This is a genomic window from Bradyrhizobium sp. (genome assembly GCF_035652035.1).
Taxonomy (GTDB): domain Bacteria; phylum Pseudomonadota; class Alphaproteobacteria; order Rhizobiales; family Xanthobacteraceae; genus Bradyrhizobium.
The window spans coordinates 114,196-129,237 of the sequence record NZ_DASREO010000015.1; the positions used below are offsets into that span (position 1 = coordinate 114,196).

General features: G+C 62.6%; 12 protein-coding genes. 8 read left to right on the top strand and 4 right to left on the bottom strand.

Annotated features, from left to right (window positions below):
* The first annotated feature begins 217 nt into the window (after positions 1-217).
* On the top strand, positions 218-1,108 hold the full coding sequence (locus tag VFB05_RS05455) for a ferritin family protein (RefSeq protein ID WP_325009637.1): 891 nt from the start codon (positions 218-220) through the stop codon (positions 1,106-1,108).
* 215 nt (positions 1,109-1,323) lie between these two features.
* Here VFB05_RS05455 and hemN read toward each other — a convergent pair whose 3' ends face one another.
* Together hemN and VFB05_RS05465 are read right to left on the bottom strand one after the other, a co-directional pair.
* On the bottom strand, positions 1,324-2,679 hold the full coding sequence (gene hemN, locus VFB05_RS05460; protein ID WP_325009639.1) for an oxygen-independent coproporphyrinogen III oxidase: 1,356 nt from the start codon (positions 2,677-2,679) through the stop codon (positions 1,324-1,326).
* Between the two features lie 15 nt (positions 2,680-2,694).
* A complete protein-coding gene (locus tag VFB05_RS05465; RefSeq protein ID WP_325009641.1) occupies positions 2,695-2,892 on the bottom strand; it encodes a hypothetical protein in 198 nt (65 codons plus the stop codon).
* A gap of 227 nt (positions 2,893-3,119) precedes the next feature.
* Between VFB05_RS05465 and ccoG the strand changes: the two genes are divergently transcribed.
* Entirely contained in the window at positions 3,120-4,547 is a 1,428-nt protein-coding gene (ccoG, locus tag VFB05_RS05470; protein WP_325009643.1) for a cytochrome c oxidase accessory protein CcoG, read from the top strand.
* A gap of 46 nt (positions 4,548-4,593) precedes the next feature.
* Here ccoG and pgm read toward each other — a convergent pair whose 3' ends face one another.
* On the bottom strand, positions 4,594-6,234 hold the full coding sequence (pgm, locus tag VFB05_RS05475; RefSeq protein WP_325009644.1) for a phosphoglucomutase (alpha-D-glucose-1,6-bisphosphate-dependent): 1,641 nt from the start codon (positions 6,232-6,234) through the stop codon (positions 4,594-4,596).
* A gap of 360 nt (positions 6,235-6,594) precedes the next feature.
* Between pgm and VFB05_RS05480 the strand changes: the two genes are divergently transcribed.
* Positions 6,595-8,853: a putative bifunctional diguanylate cyclase/phosphodiesterase gene (locus tag VFB05_RS05480; protein WP_325009646.1), complete on the top strand. Its 2,259-nt coding sequence runs from the start codon at positions 6,595-6,597 to the stop codon at positions 8,851-8,853.
* Between the two features lie 13 nt (positions 8,854-8,866).
* Here the strand turns inward: VFB05_RS05480 and VFB05_RS05485 are convergent, their stop codons facing one another.
* Positions 8,867-9,580: a Crp/Fnr family transcriptional regulator gene (locus VFB05_RS05485; protein ID WP_325009648.1), complete on the bottom strand. Its 714-nt coding sequence runs from the start codon at positions 9,578-9,580 to the stop codon at positions 8,867-8,869.
* Positions 9,581-10,161: 581 nt separating this feature from the next.
* Here VFB05_RS05485 and VFB05_RS05490 point away from each other — a divergent pair.
* The 5 genes from VFB05_RS05490 (at position 10,162) to VFB05_RS05510 (ending at position 15,039) form a co-directional block, all read left to right on the top strand.
* Positions 10,162-11,532 carry a globin-coupled sensor protein gene (locus tag VFB05_RS05490; protein ID WP_325009650.1) on the top strand — a complete coding sequence of 457 codons (1,371 nt, stop codon included), beginning with the start codon at positions 10,162-10,164 and terminating at the stop codon, positions 11,530-11,532.
* Between the two features lie 120 nt (positions 11,533-11,652).
* Positions 11,653-11,913, top strand: coding sequence for a hypothetical protein (locus tag VFB05_RS05495; protein WP_325009652.1), 261 nt, complete (start codon positions 11,653-11,655; stop codon positions 11,911-11,913).
* Positions 11,914-11,922: 9 nt separating this feature from the next.
* Positions 11,923-12,456, top strand: a complete 534-nt coding sequence (locus VFB05_RS05500; RefSeq protein ID WP_325009655.1) for a DUF3617 domain-containing protein — start codon at positions 11,923-11,925, stop codon at positions 12,454-12,456.
* Positions 12,457-12,719: 263 nt separating this feature from the next.
* The gene (locus tag VFB05_RS05505; RefSeq protein WP_325009657.1) at positions 12,720-14,210 is read left to right on the top strand and encodes a hypothetical protein; all 1,491 of its coding nucleotides are present in this window, start codon (positions 12,720-12,722) and stop codon (positions 14,208-14,210) included.
* Positions 14,203-15,039, top strand: coding sequence for a hypothetical protein (locus tag VFB05_RS05510; RefSeq protein ID WP_325009659.1), 837 nt, complete (start codon positions 14,203-14,205; stop codon positions 15,037-15,039). Before VFB05_RS05505 ends, VFB05_RS05510 begins: the two co-directional genes overlap by 8 nt.
* Positions 15,040-15,042 lie beyond the last annotated feature (3 nt).

Consider the following 15,042-nt stretch of genomic DNA (forward strand, 5'->3'; position numbering starts at 1 on the left):
CCCGCACGACGGACTCCCAGTGCGGAATCGCATGCCCTGTCACGGACACGTGTTCCAGCTGACGTTGAAATCTTGGATGTGACGAGGGGTGTCGCCGCTGACAGCCCTAACGGGAGATCACGGATCGAGCCAGCGTAGATTTGACTCCGATCAATGCAGCTTGTCTACTTGCACCGAAGCTGATCATGTTTGCGCTAGATCAAACAGGCCAACACTCATGCTGCTTTCACGGACATTGTTGCTAAAGGCTGAACCAGCGGGAACTCTGCGCTCTCTTGACGAGCTGTTCGCGCTTGCGAGTGCGATGGAGCAGGAGGCTGCGGCGAAATATGCGGAACTGGCCGATGAGATGAAGCGCCAGAACCGATCCGATCTCGCGGCAATTTTCAGCGATCTCGCTGCAGCGGAGCGCGACCACGCCGATAGCGTCACGCGATGGTCGCAATCGCGGCGCGGCAGGGCGCCGGATTCCGCGCTGGTGCGCTGGGAGGCTCCGGAAACGTTCGATTCCGAAGCTGCAAGCGAAGTGAAGAACTCGCGATTGATGACGCCGTATCGCGCCCTGGCGATGGCGGTGCGCAACGAGGAGCGCGCATTCGCATTCTGGGCCTATCTGGCTGCGTATTCCGCGGATCCCGAAATCAAGAATGCGGCGGAGGCGATGGCCAGGGAAGAACTTGGACATGTGTCGATCCTGCGAAAGGAACGGCGGCGCGCCTATCACAGGGAGCATGATGCGGACAGACACCGCGGCGCTGCATCTGCGGCGAAAGGCAAGCGGCAGGCGCGAGGCGACGTCGACGCCCGGACTCTCGAACTGCGGCTCGCGGCGCAGCTCGCAGATCTCGAACGGCGCCTGTCCGGCGCATCGGCCCACCGCGCGCATGAGCTCCTCGACGAGACCATGTCCATGTCGGGGCAGGCGGCCGGTTACGGGAGCTTTTCGGCCAATCTCGAACGGGCGGAGTCCCAGACCATCGCGGAAGCCCTCGCAGACGCCTATCTGATTGGGGCCGAAGGTGCTGCCGATGCCATTCGGCTCGAAACCCTGCAATCACTTGCCGAGCGCGCAATTGCGCGGCTTGCCTGGTTGCGCTCACTTAACTGAACCTGTCGAGACTCAACCGCCGGCGTGTGGGGTCACGACGATTGTCTGTTCGGGACCTTTGCTCATTGGGTCGAGTGGCGCAATTCGAAGAAGCTCCTGATCGTTCTCACCGACGGCAAGCCGTGCCATCGTGGGAAGCATCCGTCGGCTGCCGGCCGCGCTGCCGGGGCTGTACCGGCAGCTCACGCAATAGGAGCCGTGGCGCACTGCTGAGGCTAGACGGCGCGGCTGAACGTCCGCGTCGGCGCTTCCAGGTAAGCGTCGAACGCAGCTGCGACCGTTCTTACAAGGTGTCGCGCGTTCGGCGTGATGCGGATCTCTTGATCACATTGCTCCACGATTCCGTCCGCCTGGAGCGTCGCAAGACGCGGTAGCCGCCGGAAGATTGTTGCAGGATCGACCGCATGCCGACGCGCAACCGATCCAACATCGACGGCGAAGTCGCACATCACGCGTTCGATCAGATCGGCTCTGAACCGATCATCGGCCGTAAGAACGTAGCCTTTGGTGGTTGCAAGCTCGCCCGCCGAAACCCTTGCCGCGTAATCGCCGAGGGCGACTGCATTCTGGACATAACCCTGCGGCAGGCGACCGATGGCCGACGCACCAAAGCCGATCAGCGCCTCGGCCGTATCGGTCGTATAGCCTTGGAAATTCCGCCGCAACCTCCGCTGGCGTTGGGCGTCGACGATCGGATCCGACGCCCGTGCGTAGTGATCGAGTCCGATGCGCCGATAGCCTGCCGCCTGCAGCGCAGCCCCGATCGCTTCAGCCTGGGCGAACCTCTCGTCGCCCTCGGGCAGCGTGCCTTCGGCGATCATGCGCTGGTGCTTCTTGAACGAGGGAATATGGGCATAGCCGAACACCGCGAAGCGGTCCGGCGCCATCTCGATGCAGGCCGCGACGGTGTCGGTGCAGGACTGGATGGTCTGATGCGGCAACCCGTAGATCAGGTCGAAATTGATGCCGGCCACGCCCGCCGCGCGAAGTCCGTTCACTGCGTTGGCGGTCTGCTCCACGGTCTGCACACGGTTGATCGCCCGCTGCACGACGGGATCGAAGGATTGCACGCCGAGACTGGCTCGGGTTACGCCGACGCGGCCGAGCGTGGCCATCATTGTCGGCGTGAGCGTCCGAGGATCGATCTCGACCGCGATCTCGGCGTCCGGCTGCAGCGCAAAGCGGTCCGCTAGCAGCCCGACAAACGAGGCCAATTCATCGGGCTTCATGATGGTCGGCGTGCCACCGCCGAAATGGATATGGCTCACCGGAAGCGGACGGCCGATTAGGGCCGCGACCGTCTCGATCTCCCACCGCATCACGGTGAGGTAGTCCAGGATGGGCTGATCGTGCTTGGTGATTGTGGTGTGGCAACCGCAGTACCAGCACATCGACCGGCAGAACGGAATGTGCAGGTAAAGCGAGCCGCAGGATGCCGTGTCGGGCAGCGATGCAAGCCAGGCGCCATATTGCGGGGCGGAAACTTGCGGCGAAAAGTGCGGGGCAGTGGGGTAGCTGGTATATCGCGGGAGACGTTCATCCCGATATTTTGCCAGCGGATCGGTATGCATCGGGGAGTCCGGATCCTAGTGAGACGTGTCGTCGCTCGCGCGACGGGAAATCCATGCGAGCTTGTTCTCCGAGATGACCGGAGCCGTCATCGGCTCAAAGAGGTTGGGTTCATCGAGCTTGCTTGCGAGATCGGCGATGATCGCCTCGAACAGCCTTCGTTCGACGCTGGCTCCCCTCCTGCCACGCGCCCGCAATCTCTCGAAAATCCGCATCCGGTTCCTCCGTCTGGCTGACGGACTGAAAGATAGGAGCAAGATGCTTCGGCTTATTGTCCTGGATCAAACACCACGGTGGGTGGCGGTGCTGTTTGCGCTACGACAAAGACGGCCTTTCTGCGAGCGGTTATTACAGTTAATCGAACCATCCTGAAAACGCGCCCTGATGATGAACCGAGCCCGCCGCGAGCCCGCCTTCGCCAACAGCAACTGAGAGGAACGACGTGGCCGTCACCATCGAGATCGACCACGCCCGCGCGCGCGCCAAGGCCGTCGCCGCAGCTGGCCAACCTGTGGTGCCGCAGTCCGTCAGGGGGCCGATTCGACGGATCAAATGGGTCGTCGTCCTGCTCACGCTTTCAATCTACTACGTCACCCCGTTTCTACGCTGGGATCGTGGCCCGGGAGCCCCGGACCAGGCTGTGCTGCTCGATTTCGCAAATGGGCGGCTCTACGCCTTCTTCATCGAAATCTGGCCGCAGGACCTTTATCTGGTGACCGGGCTGCTTGTCCTTTCCTCGGCGATCCTGATCCTGACCAACGCATTGGCGGGGCGGCTGTGGTGCGGCTTCGCCTGTCCGCAGACGGTCTGGACTGACCTGTTCCTTCTGGTCGAACGCGTCATCGAGGGCGACCGGCGCCTGCGCCTGAAGAACATCGGCGCGCCCATAACGGTGAAGCGAGCCGCCCAGATCGCCATGAAACATGCCTTATGGCTCATGATCTCGCTCGCGACCGGCGGCACGCTGATTTTCTATTTCACCGACGCACCTGGCCTGTTGCGCGGACTGGCGCACGGTGAGCTCTCGGCGAACGCGCTCACCTGGATCGCGGTCTTCACCGGAACGACCTATGGTCTCGCTGGCTTCGCGCGCGAACAGGTCTGTACCTTCATGTGCCCCTGGCCGCGCCTGCAGGGCGCGATCTGGGATCCCGAGGCGTTCATCGTCAACTATCGGGACTATCGCGGCGAGCAGCGCATCTCCGCGAAAAAGGCCGCTGAGCTCCGGCTGCACGGCAAGCCTGCGGGCGACTGTGTCGATTGCGGTCAGTGCGTCGCAGTCTGCCCGATCGGCATCGATATCAGGAAGGGGCCGAACTTCGCCTGCACCAATTGCGGCCTCTGCGTCGATGCCTGCGATAGCGTGATGTCAAAGCTTGGACGGACGCGCGGACTGATCGACTACGAAACGTGGCGGAATATCGAGCGTGGCCGGCGCAACGAGCGACGCACCTCGCGCCTGATCCGTCCGAAGACCGTCGGTCTCGCCGCGGGGTGCATGGTGCTGGCCGCAGTCATCACTGTGTCCTTCATCACCAAGACGAGCGCCACGCTCTCCGTCCAGCACGATCGCGATCCGCTTGCCGTCAGGCTGTCGGAGGGCGCGGTGCGCAACGCCTATACGGTGAAGATCTTGAACAAGTCGCCGGCGCCGCATGCCTACAGGCTCAGCGTCAGTGGCTTGGAGGCTGCGATGGCCATCATCGGCAACGAACACCAGGATCCGATCGAGGTGCAGGCAGAAGGATCCGAAACCATCCGCGTCACGCTGACCATGACAAAGCCCGAAGAGGCGGACGTGGTGTTCACCGCACGTGACGAGACCGGACAGGTCGCACTCACCGCGAAGGACAGGTTCGTCGAAAGATGAGGGGTGAGCCGTCGTCCAGCCTGCGACGTCCATACACCACGCGACCTCAAAACAGCGTCGCCAACGCGCTTTGCGCCTCGCCCTGGATTCGCTTCAGATGCGCTTGGTCGCGGAAGCTCTCGGCATAGATCTTGTAGACGTCTTCGGTGCCGGACGGCCGCGCGGCGAACCAGCCCATGTCGGTCTCGACCTTGATGCCGCCGAATGGCTGGCCATTGCCCGGAGCGGTGGTCCTTGTCGCGCGGACGGAATCGCCGGCGAGCTCCTTGATGTTCAGTCGTTCCGGGCTTGCCGACTTCAGGGCATTCTTCTGTTGCGCGTTCGCCGGCACGTCGATCCGCTCATAGAAGGGAACGCCGAGTTCGGCTGTCAGCTCGCTGAACAGCTCGCTCGGGTCGCGTTTGGTCTTGGCCAGGATTTCCGCGGCGAGAAGCCCGAGGATGATGCCGTCCTTGTCCGTGGTCCAGACCGAGCCGTCGCGCCGCAGGAACGAGGCGCCGGCGCTCTCTTCGCCGGCAAAGCCGAATGACCCGGTCCCTAATCCGTCGACGAACCATTTGAAGCCGACCGGCGTCTCCACCAGCTTGCGGCCGAGCTTTCTGGCGACGCGGTCGATGATCGAGCTTGACACCACCGTCTTGCCGATCGCCGCGTGCGCCGCCCATTGCGGACGATGGGCGAACAGATAGGCGATGGCGGTTGCGAGAAAATGGTTCGGGTTCATCAAGCCGCCGGATCGAGTCACGATGCCATGCCGGTCGGCATCGGTATCATTGGCGAAGGCGACATCGAAGCGGCTGCGCATCGCAATCAGGCTCGCCATGGCATAGGGCGAGGAGCAGTCCATGCGGATCTTGCCGTCCCAGTCCGCAGTCATGAAGCGAAACGTCGGATCGACCACATCGTTGACGATCTCAGCCTTGATGCCATAGCGCTCGACGATCACAGGCCAGAAATGCACGGCCGCACCGCCCAGCGGATCGATGCCGACGTCGATGCCGGACGACTTGATGAGGTCCATGTCCACGACATTGTTGAGGTCAGCCACATAAGGGCCGAGATAGTCGTGGGCATGAACGAATTGCGAAGTTCTTGCGCGCGCATAGCTGATGCGGTTCACGCCCGTAAGGCCCGCCTCGAGATAGCGATTGGCATTCTTCTCGATGATTGCGGTGGCGTCGGTGTCGGCCGGCCCGCCATGCGGCGGGTTGTATTTGTAGCCGCCATCATCAGGGGGATTGTGCGATGGCGTGATCACCACGCCATCCGCCAGCGCCGCCGTTCGCCCCCGGTTATAGGTCAGGATGGCGTGCGAGATCACCGGGGTCGGCGTGTAGCCGCCGCGATCGTCGACCATGGTGTCGACGCCGTTGGCGGCGAACACCTCGAGCGCACTGACCAGAGCGGGCTCGGCAAGCGCATGGGTGTCGATCCCGATGAACAGTGGGCCGGTCAGCCCGGCCTCGCGACGATAATCGCAGATGGCCTGGGTCGTCGCCAGTATATGATCCTCGTTGAAGGAGTTTCGCAAGGACGATCCGCGATGCCCCGACGTGCCGAACGCGACGCGCTCGGCTGGCTTGGCGGGGTCCGGCTTGGCCGCGAAATAGGCGGTGACCAGCTTTGGAATATTGGCGAGTGCATCCGCCGTAACCGGCTTGCCTGCGGTGGGATCGAGAGCGGGCACGAGGACTCCCTTGGGACGAATGAGCAATTCTAACGCGCAAACCCTAGCATATATCCACGTTCCCAGTTCAACCCAGCAACGGAAGCCTTTCGACCCCGACGGGCTGCACGATCGGCGAATGCGCGCCGGCATCCGCGGCCCGGCCGCTAATCAAGACATGGTTGCAGGAGGGCATTCGGCCACTTGGTTCCCGCGCCCAAGCACGGCTGCTTGATCCAGGTTAAGAACGCTGATCAAGGCGGCCACAAGGGGCATTTACCCCAAAACTGCGTGTTGTCTGCCGGGCGACCGAAAGCCCCGGCAATTTAATTCATATTTCAGACGCGGCGTGTTCGCATCGGGGCAGTCGAGGTATTTCCGATGAAGACATTTGATCGCGTCAGAGAATGTTCAGTTGCCATTGCGTTAGGCTTGCTTGTGCTTGCAGCCGTCCTGGGCCTTCAGGCGGGCATCAGCCTGTCAGCAGCTGTGCTTGCGCTCGCGGCAGCGATTGTGACCGGCGCCGGGGCGGCCCGCCGCCCGGATTGGAGGGAGCTACTCAATCGCGCGATCGGCAGCACCCCGGTCGGGCTCTGCCTGTTCGATTCCAATCTGCGTGTCATCACCAGCAATGAGCAGTTCGCAGCCATGTATGGTTTGACCGGAGCCCAGGTTCGGCCCGGCAGCACCTTTCGGGACATCCTCGGCAACGGGCTCACCTCATTCGGCGCCCTGCAACGGCTGGACTACATCGACGATTTTGTCCGGACCGACCGTGTCGGTCCGGACCCCGCCGTGCACGAACTGTGCGACGGCCGCATCATTTCCGTGTCGCGGCATGCGATGGCCGGCGGCGGCCTGGTCGAGATTCACAGGGACATCACCAACGAACGGCTGGCGGAGGAACGCGCCAATCTTGCCATGCAGGCGTTGCTCGAGAAGCAATATGCGATCGACCAGGCAGTGATAGTCGCGATCACTGACGTCAAGGGTATTATCACCTATGCAAACGACAATTTCTGCAAGATCAGTGAGTACGCGCGCGAGGAGCTGATCGGGCAAAACCATCGTCTCCTGAAATCCGGTGCGCATGGCAAAGAGCTGTTTCAGGACATGTATCGCTGCCTTGCCAACGGCCATGTATGGCGCGGCGAAATATGCAACCGCTCGAAGTCTGGTCGCCTCTACTGGGTCGACACCGTCATCACCCCTCAGCTTGGCGCGGAGGGCAAGCCGATCTCATACATGGCGATTCGCGTCGACATCACCGCGCGAAAGGAGGCGGAGGCGAAGCTCTCCTTTGCGGCCAGACATGACGCCCTGACCGGCCTGTTGAACCGGTCAGCGCTGGTGGCTGAGGCCAAGGCAGCCTGGCAGGCGGATGCGCAGGCCGGCTGCTTCAGTGTTCACCTGCTCGATCTCGACGGTTTCAAGGGCATCAACGACACGCTGGGGCACAACGCCGGGGACGATCTCCTGAAGCAGGTCGCCTCCCGACTGCGCTCGCTCGCGGGCGACGCAGATCTGGTGGCGCGACTCGGCGGCGACGAATTTGCCATCATCAGTCCGGCAGGCGTCGCGGCGTCGGCATCTACGATGGGCATCGGGCATCTCATCGTGGAGGCCATGACGGAGCCGTTCGAGGTGGATCACCACAAGGTCAACATCAGTGCCAGCATTGGAATCGCGCTCTACCCCAATCAGGGCTCAACCCCGGAAGACCTGCTGAAGAAAGCCGATCTTGCCCTGTATGACGTCAAGGCGGCGGGGCGTAACGGCTACCGTCTGTATCAGCCGAGGATGCTCGAGGCGGTCGAGGCGGAAAAGGCCGTTGAGGCCAAGCTGAGGACGGCCCTTGCGCGCGGCGAGTTCGAGCTGCATTACCAGCCTATTCTTGACGTCGCGACGCGATCGACCCGTGCCGCCGAAGCGCTTGTGCGCTGGCGTCATCCTGCGGACGGTTTGATCCCGCCCGCCGATTTCATTCCCGTGGCGGAGCACACCGGGCTCATCCTGCCACTGAGCGAGTGGATCATCGAGCACGCGTGCCGGGATGCGGCGTCGTGGCCGGCCGGCATGCAGCTCGCCGTCAACGTTTCCGCCATCCAGTTCAAGCGCGGCAATCTGTTCGACCTCGTCATGCGCGCGCTGCTGCAGTCGGGCTTGAGCCCGCACAGGCTGCAGCTCGAGGTGACCGAGACGGCCTTGCTGGAGCACCAGGCCGAGCAGTTGCATATGTTCCGCAAGCTGAAGAATCTCGGTGTTGCGCTCGTTCTCGACGATTTCGGGACGGGATATTCCTCGGTCAACTACGTGACGGATTTTCCCTTCGACAAGATCAAGATCGACCGGTCGTTCGTTCAAGGCGTTCACAGGCGGGAGTGCTCGGCCGTGATTGCATCGGCCGTTGCGCTGGCGAAGGGACTGGGCATCACCATCACGGCGGAAGGAATCGAAACCGAGGAACAGTTTGGCTTGCTGCGATCAATGGGAGTCGACTTCGCCCAAGGCTACCTGTTCAGTCGCCCCGTGCCGCTTGAAGAACTCGCGGCATCGCAAGGCTGGGCGGATGCTCCTGCCGGCGGCATGTTGGACGAGGGGCGCCGGCGTGGCGGACGCGCCGCGCTGGGCGCAATATGAGACGTGATACGGTCTAGTTCAGTGGCGAGAGCCGCTGCAGCTCACGTATGTTCAGTACCTCAAGCACGCCGTTGGACAGATCCGTGATGCCGCGCTCGCGGAAGGTCCCGAGAATCCGGCTGACATGGACCGCGGTGAGGCCGACAGCGTCCGCGATGTCCTGTTGCCGCAGGGGAAAGGGATAGCGGTTCTCGCGTATGACTGTTTGATCCGCGATCCGCTTCATCAAATACAGAAACAGCGAGGCGATCCGCTCTTCGGCCGAGCACAGCCCCAGCGCTGCGATCACCTTCTCAAGGGTCTCGGTTTGCCCGGCGCAGCTTTGCGCCAGGGCAGGTAGCGCGGTCGCGGGATTGCGCATGATCTTTGACTGCACCTCAGTGCGCTTCATCGCGCTGACCTGGATCGGCGTCAGCGCCTTCACCGAGAAATGGACGCGGTCGCGAAAGAGCAAGCTGATCGAGAACAGGTCCCCGGGCAGGAGGAAGTGCAGGATCTGCCGGCGGCCGTCCGGCAATTGCAGGAAACGGAATGCCCAGCCATGGCAGAGAACGTAGACGTCCGGCGTCGCCTGCTGCGAGGCGAGGGCCTGCCTGCCGGCCGCAACGACGAAATGATTCTGCCAATCCGAGGTGTCGTTCGAGCCTGTCTGCGAGTTTCCGAGGATTGCGCCACAAAATCCGGAGTCGTGCTTCGGGCAGGTCGCGCAAGGCGAGGCACTGTTCATCGATTGTTTGGTTCGAGGTTCGAATGCCCGCTCATTGCGGTGTGGGAAGTTTTCTTCCGCCATGATCACGAACACAGGTGCATAGTCAACATCAATGTATACAAGCGCGAGCAAGTTGGATGCCATTCGCGCCGCTCACCTCGCGCCCGGCTCGCGACTGCTTGATGTGGGTTGTTAATCTGGATCAAGCGCCGCCCGTCGAGTGATTGCTCGCGACAAACTTTCCTCGGCACGGAACTGCATTGAAAAGGGCCAGGCGCCTGCGGTCGATAGAGAGTTGACATTGTTGTTCCGTAAATGTACTAAACCGTGTAGTTTACATATGGTTCTCGTCTGCGGAACGTCAACGGGTGGAAACCAGGTATGTTGACGCGTCGATCTCGCTATGCCCCTCGCGTGATTGACGCTGGACGAGCGGCTTGATCCAGATTGTTGACCTGCATCAAGCGCGGCCCATCTGCATCAAATTGGGCTGCCTTGTTGTTAACGTCGAATTGAGACGCTTTGTCGCGGCAGGTTACCCACGCGATTCTGCCGGGCTTTCCAGCGACGTTTTCGACATCTTCATTTCAGGGGCAATTATGAAACCGCAACCAGCGACAATGCATGCACCGCCGATCGACAATGGGCAGGATCGCGAGGCACGCATGCGCTTCATGCGCATCGATGCCGAAACGGGCGAGCTGTTGCGTGACTTCTGGAAAGTCGTGGACGGCGCGTTGCCGGACATCCTGGAGGGTTTTTATCGGCACGTCTCCAGCGAGCCGAAGCTCGTGAAATTGATCGGCAACGATATCCCGCGCCTGAAGCGGGCTCAGGGCTCGCATTGGGCGCGGCTGTTCAACGGACGCTTCGACCACGACTACATCCAGGGCGCGCGGATGATCGGGTTGATGCACAACAAGATCGGGCTCGAGCCGCGCTGGTACATCGGCGGCTACAATTTTGTGCTGGGCCGGCTCGCCGCGCTTGCCGTCGAGACCTATCGATGGCGGTCGGCGCGCTTGTCCAAAGTTCTCATCGCGGTCGAGGGCGCCGTTCTGCTCGACATGGACATCGCGATATCGGTCTATCAGGAGGCCATGCTTGCCGAGCGGCTTGAGCGCCAGGAGAAGGTCGATGCTGCGATTTCGGGCTTCGATGGTCGGATGAAGCGGGCGCTCGAAGCCGTGGGCGGCTCGGCGACGGAGCTGCAGGCGGCAGCCAACGCACTTGCGGCCAATGCTGAACAATCGAAGCAGCAGTCGCAAGCGGTGGCGGCGGCCTCGGAGGAGGCGTCCACCAATGTGCAGGCGGTCGCGGCTTCGACGGAGGAGCTGAGCTCGTCCATCAACGAGATCGGCCGCCAGGTTTCCGACTCGACCAGGATCACGGCGACGGCGGTCGATCAGGCGAAGCGATCGGGGAACTCGATCGAGGGGCTTGCCCTGGCAACGCAGCGCATCGGCGCGGTCATCGAATTGATCAACAGCATCGCCGGACAAACCAATCTGTTGGCCCTCAATGCCACCATCGAGGCCGCGCGCGCCGGCGAGGCCGGCCGCGGCTTTGCCGTGGTCGCTTCCGAGGTGAAGGCGCTCGCGGAGCAGACGGCGAAAGCCACCGGCGAGATCGCCCAGCAGATTTTGTCGATACAGGAAGCGACCAAGGAGTCGGTCGGGGCGATCCACCAGATCGGTTCGACCATCGCCTCGGTCAACGAGATCGCCACCGCGATTGCGGCCGCCGTTGAGGAACAGGGAACGGCCACGGTCGAAATCGCGCGCAACGTCCAGGAGGCGGCGCGCGGCACCCATGACGTCTCGAGCAACATTGCGGGCGTCAGTCAGGCCGCGATCAAGACGGGCCAGACGGCGTCGACATTGCTGCAGGCATCCAACGACCTGTCGAAGCAGGCGACCGAGCTGCGGTCCGAGGTGGAGGGGTTCTTCTCCGCGATCAGGGCCGCGTAGCAATTCCGCTGCTGCCCTGCACCGGCGTCGCGCGAATCAGCTTGTCAAGGGTTGACTGGCGCCTCTCACGGTGCATTGCTCGCGCACATGGGGCGATTTGCGCAGACACGCTGGGCGCGCATGAGCAGCGGACAGTATTGCCTGATCCGTGATCTCGGCCTGGTCAAGGGCGGCAAGGGACTGCGGCATCACGAGGTGGTGCTGACGCTGTCGTTGCGCGGCGTGATAGCCTTTGGGATCACTATCCTGCGCGAGAGCCGATGGCGCGAGGCGGGCCGGGGACTGCTTGGGTTGCTCCGCAGATCCAGCCGCGTGCCCATGGAGCCTGGCTCCGCACCCGAGCAAGGTTTGCATCAGCCGGACATGGCTACCAAAATATAGTGTTGGGATATGCGTGACCACATCATTCGCCTGTGCGGCGCTGCTCTCATTCTCGCTCAGGCTGGCTCCGCGCCAGCAGCCGAGCAGCTGTCGCGCAAGCCGGGGCTGTGGGAGGTCACGACCACAATCGACAATTCCAGCGCGCCGCCCCGCCTGGTCAAGCAATGCATTGACGCCGCGACTGATGAATTGTCCCAATCGATCGCGGGCCCGTTCAGCGCCGCCGTCTGCCCGGATCGCAAGGTCGAGCGCTCGGCCGATGCGGTCAATGTGGAGTCCACCTGCAGCATCGCGGGCAAGCCCGCCAGCGCGCACGCCGTCATCACCGGCAGTTTCGACAGCGCCTATACAATGAAGGTCACGGCGGAGGGGGCTTTGCTTCCCGGCGGCAAGATGGGGATGACCATGGTCGGCAAGTGGTTGGGGCCCTGCGCTGCCGACCAGCGGCCCGGCGACATCATCATGGCCAATGGCGTGAAGATCAACATTCCCGATCTGCAGAAGCGCGCGCCCTCGACCATCGATCAGATGGCGCCGCATTAACATTCGGACGTGAAGGGTTGGGCGCCTACCCAGCGCGATTGTGATCGCGCGCCCAAGCCGCGGTTCGCCCAAAACTCGCCTCGAAATCCGGTAATCGACCCTTTGCCGCGCCGCGCAATCCCGCTAGGTATGGCCGACGAGCCGCATGTCGGCTGCCGTCCGGATAGGCCTGTGCACGACCGCAATTCCTGCCACAGCAACGAGCCGAAGCTGCAAGCCGCCGCCTCGCCCGTCCAGGCCCCATAGGATAGACTGAAACCGGTATGAGTGCTCCCGGAACCCGCCAATCGCCCATCGCGCGCATTCGCGCGCTGTTGAACCAGCCGACGCACCATTATCGTCCGGCGACCACGGTCTTTCTCGATCTCAATGTGGATCGGGTGGCGGATCAGCTCGAGCTGGTCGCCCGCGGCAGCGAGCGCGGCGCGGAGGGGCGGCCATCCTCGGACGCCCAGACCATGGATGATATCGAGCACCGGGTGGTCGAACGGATCGAGGCGCACAAGCAGGATGCCCACACGATCTATCTCGACCACCTCCACACCTATGACGAGCGGATCACGGCGCTGAGCTTCGAGGAGCGCTTTGCGACCATCCAGCAGGCCGCACCGGAGGCGGTCGGCGATTTCAGGGCGGAAGCGACCGTCGGCCGCGACGAATTGTTTGTGCTGCGGCGCCGGCTCAACGAATCCGAGATGGAGCGCGAGCGGTTTCGCGCCCGTCACCGCATCGAACGCCCGGCGCGGCTGTCGAGCCCCGGCAAGATCATCCTCAAGATCGGCGTGCTCGCCATCCTCTTCATCATCGAGGTGGTGATCAATGGCAGCTTTCTGGCCAAGGCCAATATCGGCGGCCTGCTCGGCGGCGCTGCGCAAGCGGTCACGTTTGCGGCACTGAACATCATTGCCAGCTTCTTCTGGGGCATGGTGCTGGTCCGGCTGGTCAACCGTCGCAATTTCTTTCTGAAACTGATCGGTATCGTATCGTTTCTCGCCTATCTTGTGTTCGCGGTGACGCTGAACCTGACCCTTTCACATCTTCGCGAGATTCCGCCAAATATCGCCCTGTCCGACAATGTCGGCCAGGTGGTGCTGCATCGGCTGCTCACCGCGCCGTACGCGCTGACCGATGTCAATTCCTGGGTGTTCTTCTCCATCGGCTTCATCTTCTCCCTGATTGCGATGGCCGATGGCTTGATGTTTTTCGATCCCTATATGGGCTATGCGGGACTGGAGCGGCGCTGGATCGAGGCGACCAGGTTGTTTGCCAATGCGAGGAGCGAGCTGATCGAACGGTTGCGCGATATCCGCGAGGACGCTACCGAAGCCATGAACGAAGCCGCGCGAGACCTCTCGGTGCGGCGGAGCGAATACGACGCGCTGCTGCAGGGGCGGGAGCGCCTTGCGCAGCGCTTCGCCCAGCACCAGAACCAGATCGAGCAGGCCGCCCGCGCGCTGCTCGAGATCTATCGCGAAGCCAACCGCAAGGCGCGGACGACGCCGGCGCCGGACTATTTTGCCAAAGCCTATGTCATGGAGCGCATCACCTATACGGCCGCCGAGCCGGACAGCAGCGCGCGCGAGCATCTGCGCAAGATGATCGCCGATACCCAGGAGCTGCTCAATCAACAGATCAAGGCCATTCACGAAGCCTTCGACAGCGCGGTGAAGACCTATCGCGAGATCGACGAGCTGCTGCCGGAGAAGAAGCCCGAGAGCAAGCTGGTGGGTAAGCCGGAGACCAGGCGTGGCTAGACGGCGTCCGCGACAACGCAAGGATGCGGGACTCGGCTGGGCCGGTTTCGGGGGGATCCTGCTGCTGCTGCTCGCCATCGCCTCCGGCGGCGCACTGGCCTATTTCTATTTCTCGACCCCCGCTCGGCCGCAGCTGGATGCGCAGACGCTATGCCCGGTCAACGGCCCGCAAGGCGTCACCGTCGTCCTGGTCGACACGTCGGACGATTTGCCCGAGACCACGCAACGGGAAATTCTCGGCCAGCTGGATGACATGATCACCACCCTGCCGCCTTACTATCGCCTCGACATCAGGGTGCTCGATATCGCAGGCGTACGCAGCCGCTCGCTGTTCTCGAAATGCAACCCGGGCGACGGCGCAGGCCTCAGCGAATGGACCGACAACCCCCGCATCGCCCGGCTGCGCTGGATCGAGGATTTCCGCAAGCCCGCGGCGGCTGCGATGAAAAGCAGTATCGCGTCGGCAAAAGCCAACAGCTCGCCGATCATGGCGGCGATCCAGGACATCGCCATCGACCAGTTTTCCAGCGCTCAGAGCCAGGATGCGCGAAAAACGCTGTATGTCATTTCCGATATGATTGAACACACCCGCGACTACAGCCAATATGCCCGTGCCGGCGATCTGTCGTACCAGCGCTACAAGCAGTCGCCGGCCTACCTGAAGTTTCGCACCGATCTGCATGGCGCAACCGTCATCATTCGGTACGTGACAAGGCAGGTGAACGGGCAACCGCTGATCGACAGCGCCAAGCATATCGAGTTCTGGAAGGCCTGGATCGAGGACAACCGGGGCATTTTCGGCGGAGCCAAGCGGCTTCAGGGAGCATAAAGC